Genomic DNA, 19,845 nt, shown 5'->3' on the forward strand with positions numbered 1-19,845 from the left:
TGCACCGGCCAGGTTTTGCTGGCCACCTCGCCGCGACAACCCGGGAGTCGTCAACTTCAGGCACCAAGCCGGCTGCGCTGCTGTATCCAATGCAGCAGGCAGACCGGCTCGTCAGCTTACTGCACTGCCTCGTCCTGGTCGGCCAGAAAGCCGCCGCTCTGGTGCGCCCAAAGCTTGGCGTAGATGCCGCCGCGCTGCAGCAGTTGCTGGTGCGTGCCTTCCTCCACGATATGGCCTTCGTTCATCACGATCAGGCGATCCATGGCCGCGATGGTGGACAGGCGGTGGGCAATGGCGATCACGGTCTTGCCGTCCATCAGCGAATCCAGGCTTTCCTGGATGGCGGCTTCCACCTCGCTGTCCAGCGCGCTGGTGGCTTCGTCGAGCAGCAAAATGGGCGCGTCCTTGAGCATCACGCGTGCAATCGCCACGCGCTGGCGCTGGCCGCCCGAGAGCTTGACGCCGCGCTCGCCGACCTGTGCGTCGTAGCCGCTGCGGCCCTTGAGGTCGGTCAGCGTGGCGATGAAGTCCGACGCCTCTGCCTTGTCGGCTGCTGCGTGCATCTCGGCTTCGCTGGCGTCCGGGCGACCATAGAGGATGTTGTCGCGCATGGAGCGGTGCAGCAGCGAAGTGTCTTGCGTCACCATGCCGATGGCGCTGCGCAGGCTGTCCTGCGTCACGCTGCGGATGTCCTGACCGTCGATGGTGATGCGCCCGCTTTGTGGCTCGTGAAAGCGCAGCAGCAGATTGACCAGCGTGGACTTGCCCGCGCCCGAACGGCCGATCAGGCCGATGCGTTCGCCGGGACGGATGTGCAGGTTCAGATGGTCCAGCACCTTTTTGCCGTCCGCCTTGTAGCCAAAGCTCACATCCTCGAAGGCAATCGCCCCATGGGTGACCTGCAGCGGCTTGGCCGAGGGAGCATCGACGATGGTGCGCGGCTTGGTCAGCGTGGTGATGCCGTCCTGGATGGTGCCCACGTTCTCGAACAGGCCCGTCATCTGCCACATCACCCAGTGCGAGTAGCCCATCAGCCGCAGCGCCATGGCAATCACGGCCGCCACCACGCCGGCAGAGGCCTGACCCTGCGTCCACAGATACAGCGCCATGCCGCCGCTGCCCAGCAGCAGCAGGGCAATCATCAGGTGGTTGGTGATCTCGAACAGGCTGACCAGACGCATCTGCGCATAGCCCGTGGCCTTGAAGGCCTCCATGGCATTGCGCGCGTATTCGGCTTCGCGGCGCGTGTGGGCAAACAGCTTGACGGTGGCGATATTGGTATAGGCATCGGTGACGCGGCCCGTCATCATGGAGCGCGCATCGGCTTGCTCCTTGCCGATCTGGCCCAGGCGCGGCACGAAATAGAAGCAGGCAGCGGCATAGGCGAAGAACCACAGCGCAAACGGAATCATGAGCCGCCACTCGAAGCTGGCGGCCAGGATCAGAATGCCGATCATGTAGACGCCCACGCCCACAAACACGTCCACCACCATGAACACCACTTCCCGCACCGACAGCGCGGTCTGCATGATCTTGGTGGTGATGCGGCCGGCAAACTCGTCCGCATAAAAGGACATGCTCTGGCCCAGCATCAGCTTGTGGAACACCCAGCGCAGCCGCATCGGGAAGTTGATGGCCAGCACCTGGTGCATCACGGTGGTGTGCAGGGCCAGCAGCGCCACGCTGCCAAGCAGGATGGCGGCAATGCCCAGCACCGTGGCCTGTTGTTCGGCCCAGAAGTTGGCGGGCGAGACCGTGCCCAGCCAGTCCACCACGCGGCCCATGATGGCGAACAGCACCGCTTCGTAGGCGGCCAGCAGGGCCGAGGTCAGGGTCATCAGACCAATCCAGCCGCGCATGCCCTGGGTACAGGCCCAGACAAAGGCAAAGAATCCCTTGGGCGGAACCTTGGGCTCCTGGCCGGGATAAGGGGCTACCTGTTTTTCAAAAAATCGGAACAAGATGGAAATACTCCCGTGTCATGCTTGTGGCATATCTTGTCCCCATGGTAGGGGAGTGCCCTGGTTTGGTGTCAAGCGGACTCGATGACCGCTTGACCCATGGGCCATTGGTATAGGCCGACGACCGTGCGGCGAACTCGGGCTATGCGCGAGGTGCGCGACAGGCATGAAAAACGCCGCATATTGTGCGGCGTGGCAGGAAAGCGCGCGGCGCGATTAGGCGTTGGGCAGGAAGCCTTCCACCGACAGATAGCGCTCGCCCGTGTCGTAGGCAAAGCCCAGCACCTTGGCACTGGGCGGCAGCTCGGGCAGCTTCTGGGCAATGGCGGCCAGCGTGGCGCCCGAGGAGATGCCGACCAGCAGGCCTTCCTCGCGAGCGGCGCGGCGTGCGTATTCGCGTGCGGGCTCGGCCTCCACCTGAATCACGCCGTCGAGCAGGCTGACGTCCAGATTCTTGGGCACAAAGCCGGCGCCAATACCCTGGATGGGGTGGGGCGCGGGCTGACCGCCGGAGATCACGGGCGATGCCGCGGGCTCCACTGCATAGACCTTGAGGTTGGGGAACTTGGCCTTGAGGACCTTGGCCACGCCGGATAGGTGACCGCCCGTGCCCACGCCGGTGATGAAGGCGTCGATGCCGTCGGGGAAGTCGCGCAGGATCTCCTGGGCTGTGGTGGCCTCATGCACGGCCACGTTGGCGGGGTTCTCGAACTGCTGGGGAATCCAGGAGCCGGGCGTCTGGGCGGCCAGTTCCTGGGCGCGGGCGATGGCGCCCTTCATGCCTTTTTCCTTGGGCGTCAGGTCAAAGGATGCGCCATAGGCCAGCATCAGGCGGCGGCGCTCGATGCTCATGCTCTCGGGCATGACCAGGATCAGCTTGTAGCCCTTGACGGCCGCGACCAGGGCCAGGCCCACGCCGGTGTTGCCGCTGGTGGGCTCGATGATGACGCCACCGGGTTTGAGCGCGCCGGATTTCTCGGCGTCCTCCACCATGGACAGGGCAATACGATCCTTGATGGAGCCGCCCGGGTTGCTGCGCTCGGACTTGATCCAGACGTTGGTATTGCTGCCGAACAGACGGTTGATGTGAATGACGGGCGTGTCGCCAATCGTTTGCAGAATGTTGTCAGCTCTCATCGGACCTCCGCGAATAAGGGATGGTGGGACAGTGGATCGCAGCGCAGGTTGTCTGCGCAGACACAGAGCATTGTGCACGCAAGCGTTCTGCGAATGGGCTATATCGATATGACCCGAAAAGTGGGCATGGCAGCGGGCGGTGATTAACATCGGCCCATGAATCTACGGTTTCTGGAAACCTTTGTGCTGCTGGCCGAGCTGCGCAACTTCCGCATGACGGCCGAGCGGCTGTTCACCACACAGGCGGCCGTCTCCAGTCGCATCGCCACGCTGGAGCAGGAGTTCGGCGTGCGCCTGTTCGACCGTGGCGTGCGCGAGGTCACGCTCACGGCCGACGGCGCCAAGGCCCTGGTGCATGCCGAGCGCATGCTCAGGCTGATGCGCGAGATGCGCGAGGACATGCTGGACAAGCAGGCCTATGCGGGCGTGATCCGCATCGGCGCCATCGAATCCATCGTGCACAGCTGGTTCCCCGACTTTCTCGCGCTGCTGCAGCAGCGCTATCCGCGCCTGCAGGTGGAGATCGCCTGCGACACCACCATTCATATGTCGGAGCAGCTGCTCAAAGGCCAGCTCGATGTCTCGCTGCAGGCCAAGCCCGTGTCCGGCGGTGCCATTGCCAATCTGTCGCTGGGCGAGTTCGCCATGGCCTGGGTGGGCAGCCCCAAGCTGGGCATAGGTGACGAGACCCTGAGCCTGGCCGAGCTGGCGGCTTTTCCCATCATGAGCTTTGCGCGCGGCTCCGAGCCGTATGCGGTGATCGAGCAGCTGTTCAGCGCCGAAGGCAATGCCTCGCCGCACATGAACTGCATTGCCTCGGTGGCGACCATGATCCGTGTGGTCTGCGACGGTCTGGGCGTGGCGGCCGTGCCGCCGGCCATCATCCAGCGCGAGCTGGCCGAGCAGCGCCTGCGCCTGCTGCGCGTGGATCGTGAGTTTCCTTCGCTGCCGCTGATGGCCTGCTGGCGCAACGATCACCAGAACCCGCTGGCCGAAACCGTGGTGCGCGCCGCCGAAGAGGTGGCCACGGCGTTTGCGCTGAACCATGGCCAGGCCGTGGCGCGGCTGCCGGGCGCCCGTCTGGCAGGGGACGCATAAAGCGCAGGAGCAGGCACAAATGGTGCCGGCGCCAATGCCTGCCGAGCTTGGGGGTGTCCCTCATACTGAACAAAAAAGGAGCTGCTACCGCTTGTTGCCTATCGATTTCAGAGTGTTTTCTGTCTGAAATCGATTGCAGTCAAGCGCTAGCAGCTCCTATTTTTTTTTGCTCTGCAATCAAGCCTGGGCGAGCAGGTTCTCCACCGCCAATGCCACCGACAGCAGGCGTTGGTCCTGACCGGCCGTGCCGGCCAGGCTCAGGCCCACGGGCGCTTCGCCCGCGCGGTGGCAGGGCAGGGACACCGCGCAGCCGTCGAGGAAGTTGATCAGTGTGGGATTGCGCAGCATCAGCCCGTTGGCCGCGAAATAGGCTTCGTCGCTGGCCTGCAGCTCGGCAATCTTGGGCGCGATCACGGGCACCGTGGGCATGAGCATCAGGTCGTGATCGGCCATCTGCGCCTGGACCCGGGCAATCCACTGCTGGCGGAGCGCCAGCAACTCGATATAGTCGGCCGCACTGATGTCCTTGCCGCGCAGAATGCGTGTGCCCACGCGCGGATCGTATTCGGCCAGGCGGCCGGCGCCGTCGATATGGCTGCGGTGCCAGGCCCAGGCCTCGGCGGCGGTGAAGCCGCCCTTGGCATTGATCTGCGCAAGCTCGGAGAAGGGTGGCACCACGGCCTCGGTGATCTGCACGCCGGCCGCGTACAGCAGCGACAGCGCGCGCTGCCAGGCCGCGGCCACGGCGCTGTCCATGCCGTCCAGCACCACATTCGTGGGCGCCAGCAGGCGCAGGCCCTGCAGCGAGGCCGCGCGCAGTTCGCCATGCGATTGGCCCGACAGCACCGCGTCCAGCGCGGCGCAGCAGCGCACGCTGGGCGCCAGCGGTCCGATGGAGTCCAGATTGGCCGACAGCGGCAGCACGCCCTGCATGGGCACGCGGCGCGCCGTGGGCTTGAAGCCGGTCAGGCCGCACAGTGCCGAGGGAATGCGCACCGAGCCGCCTGTGTCCGAGCCGATGGCGGCCAGCGCCATGCCGTCGGTCACCGAGATGGCCGCGCCCGAGGACGAGCCACCGGGAATGCGGCCGCCGTCAATGTCACGCTGCCAGGGATTGCGCGGCGTGCCGTAGTGCGGATTCAGCCCCAGGCCCGAGTAGGCGAACTCGGTCATATTGGTCGTGCCCACGATGACCGCGCCCGCGCGGCGCAGGCGCTGCACGACTTCGGCCGTCTGCGTGGCGGGTGCGGCATCGGCCAGCAGCCTGGAGCCGCCCAGCGTGGGGTGGCCCGCGATGTCGAACAGATCCTTGACCGAGATGGGCAGACCTTCGAGGGGCGAGCGTGCCAGGCCAGCCGCGCGCAGCACATCGCTGGCGCGGGCTTCGGCCAGGGCCTGCTCGGGCAGCAGGCGCGTGAAAACGCGCGGGCCTTCGCCTTGCGTGGCGCGCTCCAGTGCCTGCTCGGCCAGTTGCACGGCGCTGGTCTGGCCTTGGGCCAGGCGCTCGGAGACCTGGCCCAGGCGGGGGGAAACTGAAGTCATGGGTAGCTCCGTGTTCAGGCGACGATGTCCAGCAGCTCGCTGCGGTAGCGGTGGCGGATGCTGCGCTGGCTGCGTGGGTCATACAGCTCCATGGCGAACTGCGTGGCAGGGCGGATGCCGCCGATGGCGGCCATGGTGCCGCAGGTCATGCCGCTGCCTTCGGGCAGCTGGCTCTGGCCACCGGTGTAGCCCGCGATCAGGTCCTGGGGTGTGCGCAGGCTGGCCAGCGTGCCTTCCTGGTACAGCACTTCGCGGCCGTCCTCCACGATCCAGGAGCGCAGGATCAGCTCGTCCCAGTGGCCGGCCACATCGGCGAAGCGCCAGGCCTGTGTGGCCACGGGCTTGATGCAGGCCTGCTTGGAGAAGGCCACGCTATAGGCTTCGAGCTTGCGATCGGTGTGGTCCGAGGCCAAGCTCACGAACATCTCGCCGTCATGGCTGAAGACGAAGACCTCGGCCTCGCCCGAGGAGTCCGGGCCGAGTACCTGCAGCGTGCTGCTCTGGCTCAGCTGGTTGCTGGCGATGCGGTAGTACAGCGGCACGGCGCTGGGGCGCGGAATGCCGAGCGCGGCCAGTTCCTCGATGTGGTGCTCGATGGCCGCATGGTCGCGTCCGGCCCAGCCGGCGACGATCAGGGTGTCGAAGATGGGGGCCAGGGTCTGGCCTTCGGGGGTGGTGAATTGCAGTTGCATGGCGGAAAGCTCAAAAAGGGGAGAGCGGGGCTTTGGGCCCCGCATGGCGGCGCTGCGCAGGCAGCGTCAGGAGGTCACTGCTTCTTGACGAAGAGCACGACCAGGAAGGCGGCGAGGAACTCCAGCGCGGCCACGAAGTACAGCCCCGAGGACAGCGAGCCGGTGCTGGTCTTGAGCGCGCCGATCATGTAGGGCGCCACAAAGCCGGCCAGGTTGCCAACGGAGTTGATGAGGGCAATGCCGCCGGCGGCCGCCGTGCCGGCCAGAAAGGCCGAGGGAATGGACCAGAACACGGGGAAGGCGGCGAGGATGCCGACGGAGGCCAGCGTCAGCGCGCACAGGGCCAGCACGGCGTTGTGCAGGAACATGCCGGTCAGGATCAGGCCTGCTGCGGCGATCAAGGCGGCGATGGCGCTGTGCATGCGGCGCTCGCCGGTCTTGTCCGAATGCATGCCGTTCCAGACCATGGCCAGCGTGCCGGCGAGAAACGGAATGGCCGAGATCAGACCAATCTGGAGATTGTTCTGGATGCCGATCTCCTTGATGATGGACGGCGACCAGAAAGCGATCGTGGCGTTGCCGCTGACGATGCAGAAGTACACGGCGGCACACAGCCAGACGCGGTAGTTGCGGCAGGCGTCGGCGAAGGAATGCTGCTTGTGGCCTTGTTGGCTTTCCTCGGCCACGGCGGCGCTGACGGCGCGCTGCTCGGCAGCGCTCAGCCACTTGGCGTTCTCGGGCTTCTCGGGCAGCCAGGCCAGCACGAAGAAGCCGGCGATCACCGAGGGAATGCCTTCAAGGATGAACAGCCATTGCCAGTTGGCCAGATGGCCCACGTCCTGCATGCCGTTCATGATGGCGCCTGCGATCGGGCCGCCCACGGCGCCGGCGATGGCGAACGAGGTCATGAACAGGCCGTTGATGCGGGCGCGGTGGCGGGCCGGGAACCAGTAGGTCAGATACAGCACCACGCCGGGGAAGAAGCCCGCCTCGACCACGCCCAGGATAAAGCGCAGCACATAGAACATGGTGGGCGTGGTCACATAGGCCATGGCCATGGACGCCAGGCCCCAGAGGATTGTGATGCGCGCCAGCGTCTTGCGTGCGCCGATCTTCTCCAGCAGCAGGTTGCTGGGCACTTCGAACAGGAAGTAGCCGATGAAGAAGATGCCGGCGCCCAGGCCGTAGACAGCCTCGCTGAACTGCAGGTCCTGCAGCATCTGCAACTTGGCGAAGCCGACGTTGACGCGGTCTATCCAGGCCAGGACAAAGAGAAAGACCAGAAAGGGGATCAGGCGCCAGGTGATCTTGCGGTAGGTGGCGTCCATGTCGGGGTGCGCGTGCGCACCGGCATGGCCGGCAAGAGGGTGGGTGGCGGAAGCCGGGCTGCTCATGGGGAGTCTCCTGTATGCGAAAGTGCAGCGGGCACATGGGGCGCTTTTGCTGGCGCTCCTGTGTGTCTTGGAACATTGGAATGCGGCGCGGGCCGGTGTTCCTGTGGCGGCAGTATCGAAAGGCAGCGAGGGGCTGTCCAACAAGAAATTCTGAGCGGCCCTGAATGCAAATTCTTATGAGCAGAGGTGGTGCGGGCTGTGCACCGGCATGAGGCAGGCGTGCACCGATAAGGCGCGGGAAAACCCTAGGATTCATGAGCGCCGGATCGCGCTGCCGGGCGGCTCAAAACCCCGGTCTGCGCCCGGTGCCAGAGATTGCTGATTGATTCATATCAAGCCCTGGGGAGATGGTGTTTCCCCTTGGGCCTGCAATCGGGAACAATGGGGCAAAGTCTGTTTGAGGGAGGACTGCTCTTGCTCACGTTCAACACAATTCTGGTGCTGCTGGGGGTCTGTTGCGTAGGCCTGCTGGTCGGCTTTTCCTGGCGCGAGCAGCGCTGGGGCCCCTGGGTCATGCTGGTGTTCGTGGTGAGTCTGCTGTCGCTGATGAGCTACGCGATTCTCAATCTGCTGCTTTAGCACCGCAGGCCAGGGAAGGCCGCGCGCGCAGCGGGGCCTTCCAGAGCTCGGCCAGCAGCAGACCGGCAATCGTCATGATGCCGCCCACGGCGTGGTAGCCCGCCAGGGGCTCGTTCAGGGCGAATGCTGCGATCAGGGCGGTGAAGACCGGGATCAGATTGAAGAACATGCTCGATCGCCCGGGCCCCAGCGTCTGCACGGCCTTCATCCACAGCAGCGGCGCGGCGATGGAGGCCATGATGCCGGCATAGCCCACCAGTGGCAGGTTGCTGGCGTCAAGCCCGGTCTTGGGCGAGAAGAGATACAGCGGAAACTGCACGACCACGGCAACCAGCACCTGCAGATACAGCAGTTGCACCGTGGCCAGGCGCGGCATGGGCCAGCGCTTGAGCAGGATGTTGTAGACCGCATAGGCCAGCATGGCCAGGAACATCATGGCGTCGCCCAGGTTCAGGCCCTCGGAAGCCAGATGGCTGAGCCGGCCCGATGAAACCACCAGCGCAACTCCCAGAATCGCCAGCAATGAGCCCCAGATGCCGCCATGCGTCAGCGGCTGGCCCAGCATGAACACGGCCAGGGCCAGCACCAGCATGGGCGTGAGCGATCCGATGATGCCCATGTGCGTGGCCGTGGTGAAGTGGGCGGCGTAGTAGGCCAGGCTTTGGTAGATGACCATGCCCAGCACACCCAGCACGGCGATCCTTGGCAGCAGGGGCTTGATGTCGGCGCGCTGGCGCCAGATCGAGGGCAGGACGAAGGGTGTGAACAGCACGGCGGCCACCAGCCAGCGGAAGAACCCGATCTCGGCCGCGCTGATGCTGTCTGCGGCCAGCTTGCTGACCACGGTGTTGACCGACCAGATCAGCACCGCGCCCAGTGGTAATAGGTATGCACCCATATGAAACTCCTTGAGGTGCTTATGATGCGCTTGACGTATTTGAAGCGCATTGCTGATTTCAGACATTTCATAACTCAAGCCGGACGAACCCATGCCCGCCTCTGCCCCGACTCCCGGCCCGGCCGCCAAACGGTACGCCGTACAGATACTGGACACCGACACAGTGCCTGGCAGCTACTACTTTCGCTATGACGAGTTCGGCGAACACAGTGAGGCTCCGCCGCACAGCCACCGCTGGGGGCATCTGAACTATGCGGCCCACGGCAGCCTGAACATGGATGTGCCCAGCGGCCATATCCTGTGCCCGCCGCAGCACGGGGTATGGATTCCGCCGGGCGTGGTGCACAGCTGCTATCTGCAGCATGCGGTGCAGTACCGCTCCGTCTATCTGGCCCCCGATCTGTGTGCGGACCTGCCGCAGACGGCGGGCTGCATGCGCCTGGGACCTATCGTCAAAGCCGTGCTGGCGGACTTCGGCGCCAGGGGCGTGCAGATCCCGGTGACGGACGCCGATCTGCGGTTGGCCCGGGTGGTGCATGACCAGTTGCGAGCCACGCCGCTGGAGCTGAGCTTTCTGCCCGTGGCCCGGCATCCCGCGCTGGTGCAGGTGCTGGATGCCATGCAGTCGCGCCCCGACGACCACCGCAGTCTGGCCGAATGGGCCGAGACCGTGCACATGACGGAACGAACCCTGGCCCGCCACTGCCAGCGCGAACTGGGCATGAGTCTGGGGGAATGGCGCCAGCGCATGCGCTATCTGCAGGCCATCGACGCGCTGGAGGCCGGCCATACCGTGCAGCGCATCGCCTACGACATGGGTTACAGCACGCCATCGGCCTTTATTGCGATGTTCCAGCGCGAATCAGGCCTGCCGCCCGAGCAGTTCAGACGCGAGTTCTGTGCAAGTTCTTTATGAACGCGGGATAATGCGCGCCGTGAAGTGCGCCAGACCGCCGCTGGTACTAGCCGAAAGGCCAACGCTTGCGTTGGGTCGAAAGACCGTACTGGAGGAACGTCCGGACTGCATAGGGCGGCGTAGCAGCTAACAGCTGTCCACCGTGAGGTGAGGATCAGAGCAACAGAGACGAGTCTGGCAGGAGTGCCGCAAGGCAGACCAACCAGGGTGAAACGGGCAATCTCTACGCGCAGCAATACCAAGTAGGCACACGTTGACGGGGCCCCCGGAGTGTGCGGGTAGGTAGCACCGAGCCATCAGGCGACTGATGGCCAAGATTAATGGCGGTCACATGGCGGGCAACCGTTGTGCACAGAATCCGGCTTATCGGCGCACTTCACACCTTCTTCCTCGGCCGGACACAGCCCGGCGAATCCACAGCATTCACTCCACCATCAGCGCGAACAGCTGATGGCGGTGGTGGATATCGAGCCGCGCAAAGGCGCGGTTGCGATAGGTCTTGATCGTGGCTGCGCTCAATCCGAGATCGGCCGCAATGCCGTCCTGGGTCATGCCGCGCAGCAGGCGCAGGCAGACCTCGAGCTCGCGCGCCGTCAGACCCGGTGCCAGCTCCCGCAGTCGAGCCGGCCACCGCGCATCTCCGGCATCCATGTCTGCCGTCAGCGCCAGGTGCTTGTGCGTCAGAGCCATCAGGGCGCTGGACAGGTCCGCGAAGTCGCTCAGGTGCCGGTCTGCAAAGGGTTTCTGGTGCGCATGGCGATAGAGGTTGACGGCAAACACCGAGCCGTCGGCACCGGGCTCGGCAATCGAGATGCGCTCTGCCACGCCATGCGCGTCATACACGCACTGGCGATGCAATGGCGTGACCTCGTTGGCCTGCACATGGACCAGATTGCGGGCGCCTGGCGTCCGCACATGTCCGGGCCATTCCTGGCCCCAGCTTCTGTCTTCGTGCTGGGGTCCCGAGAGATAGGCGCTCCAGCACTGGCGCGTGGTGTCCGCAACGCCCTGGGAGGCCGAGAGAAACAGCCGCGGCCGGCAGCTGCCGATGCGATACACCGACAGCGAGGCCGTGGGCGCGATGGCGCTCAGCTGCTCCAGCGCGGCCTGGGCAAAACAGCTCTGTCCCAGATGCTCCACCAGACCGGCCAACAAGGCGCTGGCCTGGGCCATGCCGCTGGCCTGGGCCATATCACCGGCCGGCATGGCGTCAGTCGTAGAAGGTAGCGTCCAGGTTCTCATCGGTGTGTCTTGGCGTGGGCTGTCATCTTCTTGGGGGACAGCGAATTCTTCAACAGTGCTTACGCTCATGTCCCTGTGCTTAGACATCGCAAGGAGAGCAATGCTGTCGCCAAACCATGATTTCCAGATTGCCGCTCCAGGGCTGCGCCACTTTGCCGAATTTCGCGTGCAGGTAGGGCCGGCGCAGGAGGTGGGCGAAACGACACGCGGCTTGCGGCGTGTGATTCCCATCGTCGGCGGCCAGGTGCAGGGAGAGGACTGGTCGGCTCGGGTGCTGCCGGGCGGGGCCGACTTCCAGCTGCTGGTCAGCGAGGAAGTGGCCGAGCTAGACGCGCGCTATGTCATCGAAACCGACGGCGGCGATCTGATCTATGTGAGCAACCATGCCTTGCGCACCGGGCCGGCCGAGCTCATGCAGCGTCTGCGCCGCGGCGAGACGGTCGACCCCTCGGCGATCTACTTTCGCTGTGCGCCCCGCTTTGAAACGGCCTCCAAGCGCTTTGCCTGGCTGGGGCAGCGCCTGTTTGTGGGGGCGGGAGCGCGCTTTCCGGAGCAGGTCGTCATGCGATTTTTCGAAGTGCTGTGAAACAGCATCGCAACAAGGAGACAAGACATGAAAGTACTGCAAGCCAAGAACCTGCCCGGACCCGCTTTAGAACGTGTTCACGATCTCTACGCAGACGCGTTGGAGCGCAATCGGGATGAGTTCGAAGCGATGGCTCGCCGCTTGCACCGGGGTGCAAGCAAGAGTCAGCGCGCAGCAAATCGCCCGATTGCGCTCCAACCCTGCGGGACAGTGTCTTTGCGGGCGGTCTGCGGCGTTGCGAATCCTCGCAATAGCGCGGCTATTGCTGCGGTATCGCGCCTTGCATCCCATCCCGCAAAGCCTCTGTCGCGGCACGAGGAAATCGTGAACACGTTCTTAGCACGGGCCCGGCGACGTCGGCTGATGGCCCTGGCACTGCTGGCCGGCGGCAGTGCAGCCCTGGGCGTCGCTCAGGCACAGACGGCTTATCCGAGCAAGACGGTGCGCATGATTGTGGGCTTTCCGGCGGGCACGGGACCCGATGTAGTGGCCCGCCTGCTGGCTCAGAAGCTCTCTGAAGCATGGGGCGGCGTGGGCGTGGTCGTGGACAACAAGCCCGGTGCCGCCGGCCTGATCGCAGCCAGCGAGGCGGCGCGCGCGCCGGCCGACGGCTACACCATCATGCTGGCCGAGACGGGACAGCTCAGCATCGCGCCCAATACCTATCAACGGCTTGCCTACCAGCCGCGCAAGGATTTTGCCCCCGTCAGCCAGGTGGTGAGTTCCGACTTCGTGCTGCTGGTCAATCCCGAAAAGGTCAAGGCGCGCAACGTCAGGGACTTTGTGGCCTGGACCCGGCAGCAAAACGGTTTGTTCATGGCCACTTTCGGAGCGGGCACGCCGGGGCATTTCGGGGCCTATATGTTTGGCGATGCCGTGCAGTCCAAACCCGAGGTGGTGCACTACAAGAGCACTTCGGATGCCTTGAGCGGCATTTTCAGCGGCGATGTGCAGGGCGTGTTCGCTTCTTCCGGCATGGCGATCCCGCAGGTGCGTGCCGGCAAGTTGGTGGCCCTGGGAAGCACGGGCAGCGCGCGTGTGGAGCAACTGCCCGAGCTGCCGACCATGAAGGAGCAGGGCTTTGGCAACCTGGAGTTCAGCTCCTGGTTCGGCATCGTGGCACCCGCCAGGACTCCCGCGGAGGTGGTGATTAAGCTCAATGCCGATCTGCTCAAGGTCCTGCAATCAAGTGACGGCAGGGCGCGGCTGCAGGAGGCCGGCTTCAGGGTCACGGGCACCAGCGCGCAGCAGTTTGCCGACATCATTGCAGCCGATACCGTCAAATGGGGCAAGGCGGTGGCAGCGACGGGCTTCAAGGCGGATTGAGCGGACCGAAGCGCGCCGCAGCCGAGTCTGGTTGGCGGCACGCGAAGGTCGATCCGCTCAGAACCTTTCCCAGGGCATCAGATAGCGCCACTGTCCCTCGGGCACTTTGGCCAGCGAGACGCGGCCAAGGCGCAGCCGGCGCATGCTGACCACCGCCAGGCCGATGGCGGCGCACATCTTCTCGATCTCTTCGGGTGCAATGCCCTTGAGAGCGAAGCGCAGATGGTTGTCGCTTTGCCAGCTCACATGGCAGGGGGGCATGCGGCGATGGCCGTTGCCGCCGGGAATGGGCAGACCTTCGTACAGGATCTCCAGGCCATCTTCAATGATCTGGCCCTCCACGCCGACGATGATTTCCTGCTCCAGCCACATGCCTTCCTCGGCCAGCTTGCGTGCCACGCGCTTGTCCTGGGTGTAGACGATAAGACCGCTGGCAGGCAGCGGAATCGTCAGAAACGACTCCAGATTCCTGAAGTGATGGTCCAGCACCAGCTGAGGCATGGGCGTGTCCAGCTTGGCCTTGGTGTCTTCGCTCAGCAGCGAATGCGCGCTGCGCACGCGGCCATAGGCCTTGCCCTGGGTCATGCCCGCGGGCTTGTTCATGAGGATGGTGACGGGCGGAATGGCTTCAGGCTTGGCATCCTTGCGCAGGATCACTACCTGGTCGGGGCGCACACGGGTTTCGGGCACTTGCACCACTTTGCCATCCACCTGGACATTGCCCGCGACGATATGGAGCTCGGCCTCGCGACGCGAGCATTGTTCTTGCTCCGCCAGGCGCTTGGCCAGGCGGATGCTTTCTTGTTCAGGCAGGGATTCAGACATGGCGAGAGCTTAATGCTCCGGCCATGTCCTAGTTGTCCACAGGTCTAGCACGGCTCGTGCGGCGTGCTATCGGCCCAGGCAGAGCTTCTGGATGCGCTCCACATGGGCCAGCAGCGATTGCTGGGCCACGGGCCATAGCGCTTGCGGCGTGTCGGCATAGGCAATCGCCACCCAGTCCTGAATGCTGCCGTCCGGTTTGGTGCGCATGGCCTGGTGCACCTTGGCCTCGCGCGCCAGGCGGTGGGCCTTGAGACGTGTGATCTGATGCTGCGCAAAGCCCAGCACATAGCCGTGGGCGGGCAGGATGTAGCGAATGTCGTACTCCAGACACAGGGAGTGCAGCCGGTCCAGTGAATCGAGGTAATCGATCATGTTGCCGTCCGGCGGGCTGATGACGGTGGTGCTGCCATTGAGGATGTGGTCACCACTGAATAGCAGTGCGTCCTCCTCCAGCAGAAAGCACAGGTGGTTGGCCGCGTGGCCGGGCGTGAAGATGGCTTGCAGCGTATGCGTGATTTCGCCTTCTGCCCCATGTCCACTAAGCGTAATGCGCTCTCCGTCCTGCAGCGTCACCTCGGGCCTGAAGCGGCTGTTGGCACGTGCCGTGGGCGCAGACGGCAGGCCCATGATGGGAGGGCTGGCATGGCCGGAGAGCAGGACCATGGCCTGCAGCGGCGCGGCACCCGGCGAGTGATCGGGGTGGGAATGAGTGCAGACGATGTAGCGGATATCGCCGCCGGCGGCATCGTGCAGTCGCTGCAGATGTTCGGCATCGTTCGGTCCGGGGTCGATGGCGATATAGCCGGTATGCGCATCGCCGACCAGGTAGCTGTTGGTGCCTGGGCCGGTCATCATGCCGGAGTTGGGGGCCGTCAGACGCATCAGGTTCTTGCGCAGCGGCACGGCTTTTTCAAACTGCCAGTCGAGATGGTGGGCGGCCTGGCCGTCGGGGTGGACCATCTCCAGCTCGCCGTAGGCCGTATCGGTTTCCAGCTGTCTGGTGTCCTGTCCCTTGAGATAGCCCGCACGGGGGTGGGCGTGCCACAGCGGCTTTTCGCTCTGCAGGGCATCGAGCACGGCCTGCGTGTCGGCATAGCCCGTCAGGCGCTGCAAGGTGCGCTGGGTGGGGAAGAGGATGAACAATTCCTTTTCCTCGAAGCGCTGCAGGGCTTGCTGGGGGCGAATCCAGGTGGGTTCGAACTGCTCGGTCTCGTCGGCTACCGCCGTCTGGCCCTCGGGCATGCGGGCCACGAAAAACGGCACGTTGAAGCGCTTTGGCAAGTTCAGCGGCGCCGTCCAGTGGGCCAGATACCAGAGCTGATCCACGGCTAGGCTCCAGCCGCGTGCGCGGCATTGCTCGTACAGCGATGCCTTGCGGTCCAGTTGCTCGACTTCGGCCGCAGACACGGGCCGGCCGGCCTGGTCATAGGCCAGCAGGATGCCCAGCTCCTCAAACGTCTCGCGAATGCCTGCCAATGCCTGCGTGATGCGGCCGGTGCCGGCAATCTCCGCCATGGAGGGACGAACCCGCGCCAACGCATGATTGGCAGGGGCTGCGTCCTGATCCTCGAGGCCTCCGCCGGGGAACACATAGGCATTGGCAAAAATACCTTGATCGGCGCGTCGCGTCATCAGCACTTCGAAACCGTTGCCGTCGGCGCAGTCGCGCAGCAACAGCAAGGTCGAGGCGTCACGCGTGGGCACCGGTTCGCGCTGGGGCAGAAGGAGCTGGCTGGGACGGGGCTGGCTGGTTGATGTCATGAGGTCACATTATGCGAAGTCGCAGGCTTCGTGCCTGTCACGCCCGGACTAGTTGTGCACTACAGCACCCGAATCGGGGAAAGCACTGAGAGCAAACGCCCGAGGATGTCTTGCATTTAGTTATTTGAAATAACAATAATGATGCAAAAGGAATGGTTATGACTCATAAAGAAATTGCAGTTGAGTTCCGTGGCGAAGCCGAACAGGTTGCCGTCATTCGCCTGATGCGCGCTGCCAAGCGCAACGCCTTGTCCGATGGACTGGTGCTGGGTCTGCGCGATGTGTTCATGAATCTGCCCACCAGCGTGCGAGCGGCCGTGGTGGATGGCGATGGCCCGCATTTCTGCGCCGGCCTGGATCTGAGCGAGCTCAGCGAGCGCGATGCGGCCCAGGGCGTTCTGCATTCGCGCATGTGGCATGAGGCCTTGCGTCAGGTGCAGTTCGGTGCGGTGCCCGTGGTTGCTGCCCTGCATGGCGCCGTGGTGGGCGGTGGTCTGGAACTGGCCAGTGCCTGTCATATCCGTGTGGCCGACAGCAGCACCTTCTATGCCTTGCCCGAAGGCTCGCGCGGCATTTTTGTCGGCGGCGGCGGCTCTGTGCGCATCCCGCGCCTGATCGGTGCGGCGCGCATGGCAGACATGATGTTCACGGGCCGTGTGTACAAGGCCGAAGAAGGCGAGCGTATCGGTCTGTCGCAATATCTGGTGCCTGAAGGACATGCGCTGGACAAGGCTGTGGAGCTGGCGCTGCGCATTGCCGAAAACGCTCCCATGACCAATTACGCGCTCATGCATGCGCTGCCCCGGATTGCCGAGCAGCCCGCCGATCAGGGGCTGATGACCGAAGCTCTGATGGCTGCCGTGGCACAGAGCGCGCCAGAAGCCAAGTTCCGTTTGCAGGAATTTCTGTCCGGTCGGGCCGCCAAGGTCAGCAAGGACTGAAGGCAAGCTCAAAAAACAACGCTGTGGAGACAAAGACAATGCAGGAGACAGACACAGCCATGCAGGCCCTGGGTCAGGTGGCAGAGGGGGGCAGGCCTCGCTACCGCGAACTGGAGTTCGGCGTGCGCAGCATCCGGGTCAGGGAAGAGGGCGACGGCACTTTCTACGTGCGCTCCGACCAGGAACTGGCAGGGCATGCAGCGCGCATGACGGACAGGTTGGTGCACTGGGCGCGGACCACGCCGCAGCAGACCTTCATCGCACAGCGGCAGCGATTGGCAGACGGCAGCACAGGAGACTGGCAACGCATCAGCTATGCCCAGACACTGGCCACGGCGCGTAGCATTGCGCAGTCCTTGCTGGACAGAAAGCTCTCGGCAGAGCGCCCTGTCATCATCCTCAGCGAAAACGACCTGGACCATGCCATGCTGGCCATGGGCTGCCTGTATGCGGGCGTGCCCTATTGCTCTGTGTCCACGGCCTACTCCCTGGTCAGCACTGATTACGCCAAGCTGCGCCATGTGGTCGATACGCTCACGCCCGGCCTGATCTTTGCTGCCGATGCGGCGCGCTATGGCAAGGCGGTACGCGCCGTGCTGCCCGAGGGCTGTGAGGTGGTGTACCGCAAGCCCGCCGTAGAGGCCCAGAGCTGCACCTTGTTTGCCGACCTGCTGGCGACCGAGCCCACAGCTGACGTGGATGCAGCCATGCAGGCCACCGGGCCCGACACCATCACCAAGTTCCTGTTCACCTCGGGATCGACCAAGCTGCCCAAGGCCGTGATCAACACCCACGGAATGTGGTGCGCCAACCAGCAGCAGATTGCCCAGACCATGCCCGATATGGTCGAAGGCCCGCCCGTGCTGGTGGACTGGCTGCCCTGGAACCACACTTTTGGCGGCAACAAGAATATCGGTCTCGCGCTCTACCACGGCGGCACGGTCTACATCGACGAAGGCAAGCCGACGGCGACGGGCATTGCCGAGACGCTGCGCAATCTGCGCGAGCTCTCTCCCACCGTTTACTTCAATGTACCCACGGGCTTTGAATGCATTGCCAGCGCCATGGAGAGCGATGCGCAGCTGCGCAGCAGCCTGCTCAAGCGCGTCAAGCTGTTCTTCTATGCCGGAGCCTCTCTGGCGCAGCCCGTCTGGGATAGCCTGCACCGCACGCAGGAGGCCGAGTGCGGCGAGCGCATCGTGATGGGAACGGGCCTGGGCATGACCGAGTCCTCGCCATCGGCCCTGTTCATCAACCGTCCCGACGTGCGCTCCGGAGACCTGGGCGTACCGGTGCCGGGTCTGGAGCTCAAGCTGGCGCCTGTGGACGGCAAGCTGGAGGTCCGCTATCGCGGGCCGAACGTCACGCCCGGCTACTGGCGTGCACCCGAAGCCACGGCAGAGGCGTTTGACGAGGACGGATTCTTCCGCACCGGCGACGCCGTGCAGTGGCGCGACCCGCAGGATAGAGACCAGGGTCTGCGCTTCGATGGCCGCATCGCCGAAGACTTCAAGCTGGCCACGGGCACATTCGTCAACGTGGGGCCGCTGCGCGCGAGGATCATTCACGCAGGCGCGCCCTATATCCAGGACGTGGTGCTGACCGGCCTGGATCGCAAGGAGGTCGGTGCCATCGTTTTCGGAACCCCGGCCTGTGCGGCCTTGAGCGGCCTGGAAGCGGGAGCGACGCTGGAGCAGATCATGCATAGCGAGCCGGTGCAGCAGCATCTGCAGACGGTTCTGAACCAGCTGGCGCAGACGGCCACCGGCAGCGCCACCCGCATTGCGCGTGCAGTGGCGGCAACCAAGCCGCCATCGCTGGATCTGGGCGAAGTCACGGACAAGGGCTCCATCAACCAGCGTGCCGTGCTCCAGCACCGTGCCGACGTGGTGAGCGGCCTGTATGACGAAACGCTGGCCCTGATCCTGAAGCCGAATCTCTGAGCCCATACCGGCTTGAGCCCGATAACAGAAAGCGCAAGCAGCTTTTGAAAGGATAGTGATATGCAAGTTCAGGATCAGATTGCCATCGTGACCGGGGGAGCCTCGGGCCTGGGTGAAGCCACGGCGCGTGCGCTGGCTGCCGCAGGGGCCAGGGTTGCCGTGCTGGATCGTCAGATCGACAAGGCCAAGACAGTGGCTGCCGAGATCGGCGGTCTGGCGCTGGAGTGCGATATCTGCGATGCGGCCAGCGTCACGGCTGCGCTGGATACGGTTCGCGAGCAATGGGGTGGCGATGCGCGCATTCTCATGAATGTGGCCGGCATCGGGACGGCCAAGCGCGTGATTGGCCGCGATGGCGAGCCCGCACCACTGGAAGACTTTGAGCGCGTGATTCGCGTCAACCTCATCGGCAGCTACAACATGACGCGGCTGTTTGCCGCACGCTGCGCCAAGCTGGCGGCGCTGGAGGATGGCGCGCGTGGCGTGATTCTCTATACCGCCTCGGTGGCGGCCTTTGACGGCCAGGTGGGGCAGCAGGCCTACAGCGCATCCAAGGGGGGACTGGTCGGCATGACGCTGCCCATGGCGCGTGATCTGGCCCAGCACGGCATTCGCGTCTGTACCGTGGCGCCAGGCCTGTTTGCCACGCCGTTGATGAAGGAGCTGCCCGAGCCCGTGCAGCAGTCGCTGGCGGCGTCCATTCCCTTTCCTTCGCGTCTGGGCAAGCCTTCGGAGTTTGCCGATCTGGCCGTGCATATCGTGCACAACGATCACCTCAATGGCGAGGTGATTCGCCTGGATGGTGCGCTGCGCATGGCTCCGCGGTAAGTGTTACCCCCTGAGGCACTTTGCGCCTTCCCCCAAGGGGGACGACACCATCGCTGCGGGGCTGCCCTTGCTCGATGTCTCTGGCTTGGAGAGTGCCAGAGCCAGCTCAGTGCCAAAGATTGAGACGTGTATTGATTCCACAGGACCGAAGAGTCCGTATTTCAAGCAGGAGACAA

At 64.4% G+C, this 19,845-nt stretch carries 17 protein-coding genes and 1 other RNA gene; 9 read left to right on the plus strand and 9 right to left on the minus strand.

Features of this window, described 5'->3' with window-relative positions:
- Positions 1-116: 116 nt before the first annotated feature.
- Positions 117-1,961, minus strand: a complete 1,845-nt coding sequence (locus F3J24_RS07675; RefSeq protein ID WP_167004326.1) for an ABC transporter ATP-binding protein — start codon at positions 1,959-1,961, stop codon at positions 117-119.
- A 216-nt stretch (positions 1,962-2,177) separates the two neighbouring features.
- On the minus strand, positions 2,178-3,098 hold the full coding sequence (gene cysK / locus F3J24_RS07680) for a cysteine synthase A (RefSeq protein WP_114863234.1): 921 nt from the start codon (positions 3,096-3,098) through the stop codon (positions 2,178-2,180).
- Positions 3,099-3,254: 156 nt separating this feature from the next.
- On the opposite strand from cysK, the gene F3J24_RS07685 reads away from it, so the two are divergent.
- Positions 3,255-4,196 carry a LysR family transcriptional regulator gene (locus F3J24_RS07685; RefSeq protein WP_167004329.1) on the plus strand — a complete coding sequence of 314 codons (942 nt, stop codon included), beginning with the start codon at positions 3,255-3,257 and terminating at the stop codon, positions 4,194-4,196.
- A gap of 177 nt (positions 4,197-4,373) precedes the next feature.
- Here F3J24_RS07685 and F3J24_RS07690 read toward each other — a convergent pair whose 3' ends face one another.
- The 3 genes from F3J24_RS07690 to F3J24_RS07700 form a co-directional block, all read right to left on the minus strand.
- Positions 4,374-5,738, minus strand: coding sequence for an amidase (locus tag F3J24_RS07690; RefSeq protein WP_167004332.1), 1,365 nt, complete (start codon positions 5,736-5,738; stop codon positions 4,374-4,376).
- Between the two features lie 14 nt (positions 5,739-5,752).
- Positions 5,753-6,430: a DUF2848 domain-containing protein gene (locus tag F3J24_RS07695; RefSeq protein ID WP_034377128.1), complete on the minus strand. Its 678-nt coding sequence runs from the start codon at positions 6,428-6,430 to the stop codon at positions 5,753-5,755.
- 74 nt (positions 6,431-6,504) lie between these two features.
- Positions 6,505-7,824 carry an MFS transporter gene (locus F3J24_RS07700; protein ID WP_167004335.1) on the minus strand — a complete coding sequence of 440 codons (1,320 nt, stop codon included), beginning with the start codon at positions 7,822-7,824 and terminating at the stop codon, positions 6,505-6,507.
- Positions 7,825-8,238: 414 nt separating this feature from the next.
- On the opposite strand from F3J24_RS07700, the gene F3J24_RS07705 reads away from it, so the two are divergent.
- Entirely contained in the window at positions 8,239-8,403 is a 165-nt protein-coding gene (locus F3J24_RS07705; protein WP_223305621.1) for a hypothetical protein, read from the plus strand.
- Here the strand turns inward: F3J24_RS07705 and F3J24_RS07710 are convergent.
- Positions 8,387-9,301 (minus strand): DMT family transporter, encoded by a 915-nt coding sequence (locus F3J24_RS07710; protein WP_167004338.1) that lies wholly within the window; start codon positions 9,299-9,301, stop codon positions 8,387-8,389. The genes F3J24_RS07705 and F3J24_RS07710 overlap by 17 nt on opposite strands.
- 91 nt (positions 9,302-9,392) lie before the next feature.
- Between F3J24_RS07710 and F3J24_RS07715 the strand changes: the two genes are divergently transcribed.
- Both F3J24_RS07715 and rnpB read left to right on the plus strand, forming a co-directional pair.
- Positions 9,393-10,217, plus strand: a complete 825-nt coding sequence (locus tag F3J24_RS07715; RefSeq protein WP_167004341.1) for a helix-turn-helix domain-containing protein — start codon at positions 9,393-9,395, stop codon at positions 10,215-10,217.
- A gap of 21 nt (positions 10,218-10,238) precedes the next feature.
- Positions 10,239-10,599, plus strand: an RNA gene (gene rnpB, locus F3J24_RS07720) — RNase P RNA component class A.
- A 41-nt stretch (positions 10,600-10,640) separates the two neighbouring features.
- On the opposite strand, the gene F3J24_RS07725 is transcribed toward rnpB, so the two are convergent.
- Positions 10,641-11,423 (minus strand): LuxR family transcriptional regulator, encoded by a 783-nt coding sequence (locus tag F3J24_RS07725; protein WP_167004344.1) that lies wholly within the window; start codon positions 11,421-11,423, stop codon positions 10,641-10,643.
- Positions 11,424-11,559: 136 nt separating this feature from the next.
- On the opposite strand from F3J24_RS07725, the gene F3J24_RS07730 reads away from it, so the two are divergent.
- Entirely contained in the window at positions 11,560-12,045 is a 486-nt protein-coding gene (locus F3J24_RS07730) for a DUF3237 domain-containing protein (protein WP_167004347.1), read from the plus strand.
- A gap of 324 nt (positions 12,046-12,369) precedes the next feature.
- Entirely contained in the window at positions 12,370-13,371 is a 1,002-nt protein-coding gene (locus F3J24_RS07735) for a tripartite tricarboxylate transporter substrate binding protein (RefSeq protein ID WP_167005265.1), read from the plus strand.
- A 57-nt stretch (positions 13,372-13,428) separates the two neighbouring features.
- Here F3J24_RS07735 and F3J24_RS07740 read toward each other — a convergent pair whose 3' ends face one another.
- Positions 13,429-14,196, minus strand: a complete 768-nt coding sequence (locus tag F3J24_RS07740; RefSeq protein WP_167004350.1) for a pseudouridine synthase — start codon at positions 14,194-14,196, stop codon at positions 13,429-13,431.
- Between the two features lie 66 nt (positions 14,197-14,262).
- Positions 14,263-15,957, minus strand: coding sequence for an MBL fold metallo-hydrolase (locus F3J24_RS07745; RefSeq protein ID WP_167004353.1), 1,695 nt, complete (start codon positions 15,955-15,957; stop codon positions 14,263-14,265).
- 158 nt (positions 15,958-16,115) lie between these two features.
- Between F3J24_RS07745 and F3J24_RS07750 the strand changes: the two genes are divergently transcribed.
- The 3 genes from F3J24_RS07750 to F3J24_RS07760 are packed head-to-tail and all read left to right on the plus strand — an operon-like array spanning position 16,116 to position 19,669.
- Positions 16,116-16,898, plus strand: a complete 783-nt coding sequence (locus tag F3J24_RS07750; RefSeq protein ID WP_167004356.1) for a crotonase/enoyl-CoA hydratase family protein — start codon at positions 16,116-16,118, stop codon at positions 16,896-16,898.
- Between the two features lie 38 nt (positions 16,899-16,936).
- Positions 16,937-18,841, plus strand: a complete 1,905-nt coding sequence (locus F3J24_RS07755) for a feruloyl-CoA synthase (protein WP_167004360.1) — start codon at positions 16,937-16,939, stop codon at positions 18,839-18,841.
- A gap of 60 nt (positions 18,842-18,901) precedes the next feature.
- Positions 18,902-19,669, plus strand: coding sequence for an SDR family NAD(P)-dependent oxidoreductase (locus F3J24_RS07760; RefSeq protein ID WP_167004362.1), 768 nt, complete (start codon positions 18,902-18,904; stop codon positions 19,667-19,669).
- Positions 19,670-19,845: the final 176 nt, after the last annotated feature.

This window comes from Comamonas sp. Tr-654 (assembly GCF_011752915.1).
Lineage (GTDB): Bacteria > Pseudomonadota > Gammaproteobacteria > Burkholderiales > Burkholderiaceae_C > Comamonas.

Excerpts from the sequence above, each read along its gene's own strand:
- cysK (WP_114863234.1), bottom strand. The coding sequence starts at position 3,098 with ATGAGAGCTGACAACATTCTGCAAACGATTGGCGACACGCCCGTCATT.
- F3J24_RS07685 (WP_167004329.1), top strand. The coding sequence starts at position 3,255 with ATGAATCTACGGTTTCTGGAAACCTTTGTGCTGCTGGCCGAGCTGCGC.
- F3J24_RS07690 (WP_167004332.1), bottom strand. The coding sequence starts at position 5,738 with ATGACTTCAGTTTCCCCCCGCCTGGGCCAGGTCTCCGAGCGCCTGGCC.
- F3J24_RS07695 (WP_034377128.1), bottom strand. The coding sequence starts at position 6,430 with ATGCAACTGCAATTCACCACCCCCGAAGGCCAGACCCTGGCCCCCATC.
- F3J24_RS07700 (WP_167004335.1), bottom strand. The coding sequence starts at position 7,824 with ATGAGCAGCCCGGCTTCCGCCACCCACCCTCTTGCCGGCCATGCCGGT.
- F3J24_RS07710 (WP_167004338.1), bottom strand. The coding sequence starts at position 9,301 with ATGGGTGCATACCTATTACCACTGGGCGCGGTGCTGATCTGGTCGGTC.
- F3J24_RS07715 (WP_167004341.1), top strand. The coding sequence starts at position 9,393 with ATGCCCGCCTCTGCCCCGACTCCCGGCCCGGCCGCCAAACGGTACGCC.
- F3J24_RS07725 (WP_167004344.1), bottom strand. The coding sequence starts at position 11,423 with ATGCCGGCCGGTGATATGGCCCAGGCCAGCGGCATGGCCCAGGCCAGC.
- F3J24_RS07730 (WP_167004347.1), top strand. The coding sequence starts at position 11,560 with ATGCTGTCGCCAAACCATGATTTCCAGATTGCCGCTCCAGGGCTGCGC.
- F3J24_RS07740 (WP_167004350.1), bottom strand. The coding sequence starts at position 14,196 with ATGTCTGAATCCCTGCCTGAACAAGAAAGCATCCGCCTGGCCAAGCGC.
- F3J24_RS07745 (WP_167004353.1), bottom strand. The coding sequence starts at position 15,957 with ATGACATCAACCAGCCAGCCCCGTCCCAGCCAGCTCCTTCTGCCCCAG.
- F3J24_RS07750 (WP_167004356.1), top strand. The coding sequence starts at position 16,116 with ATGACTCATAAAGAAATTGCAGTTGAGTTCCGTGGCGAAGCCGAACAG.
- F3J24_RS07755 (WP_167004360.1), top strand. The coding sequence starts at position 16,937 with ATGCAGGAGACAGACACAGCCATGCAGGCCCTGGGTCAGGTGGCAGAG.
- F3J24_RS07760 (WP_167004362.1), top strand. The coding sequence starts at position 18,902 with ATGCAAGTTCAGGATCAGATTGCCATCGTGACCGGGGGAGCCTCGGGC.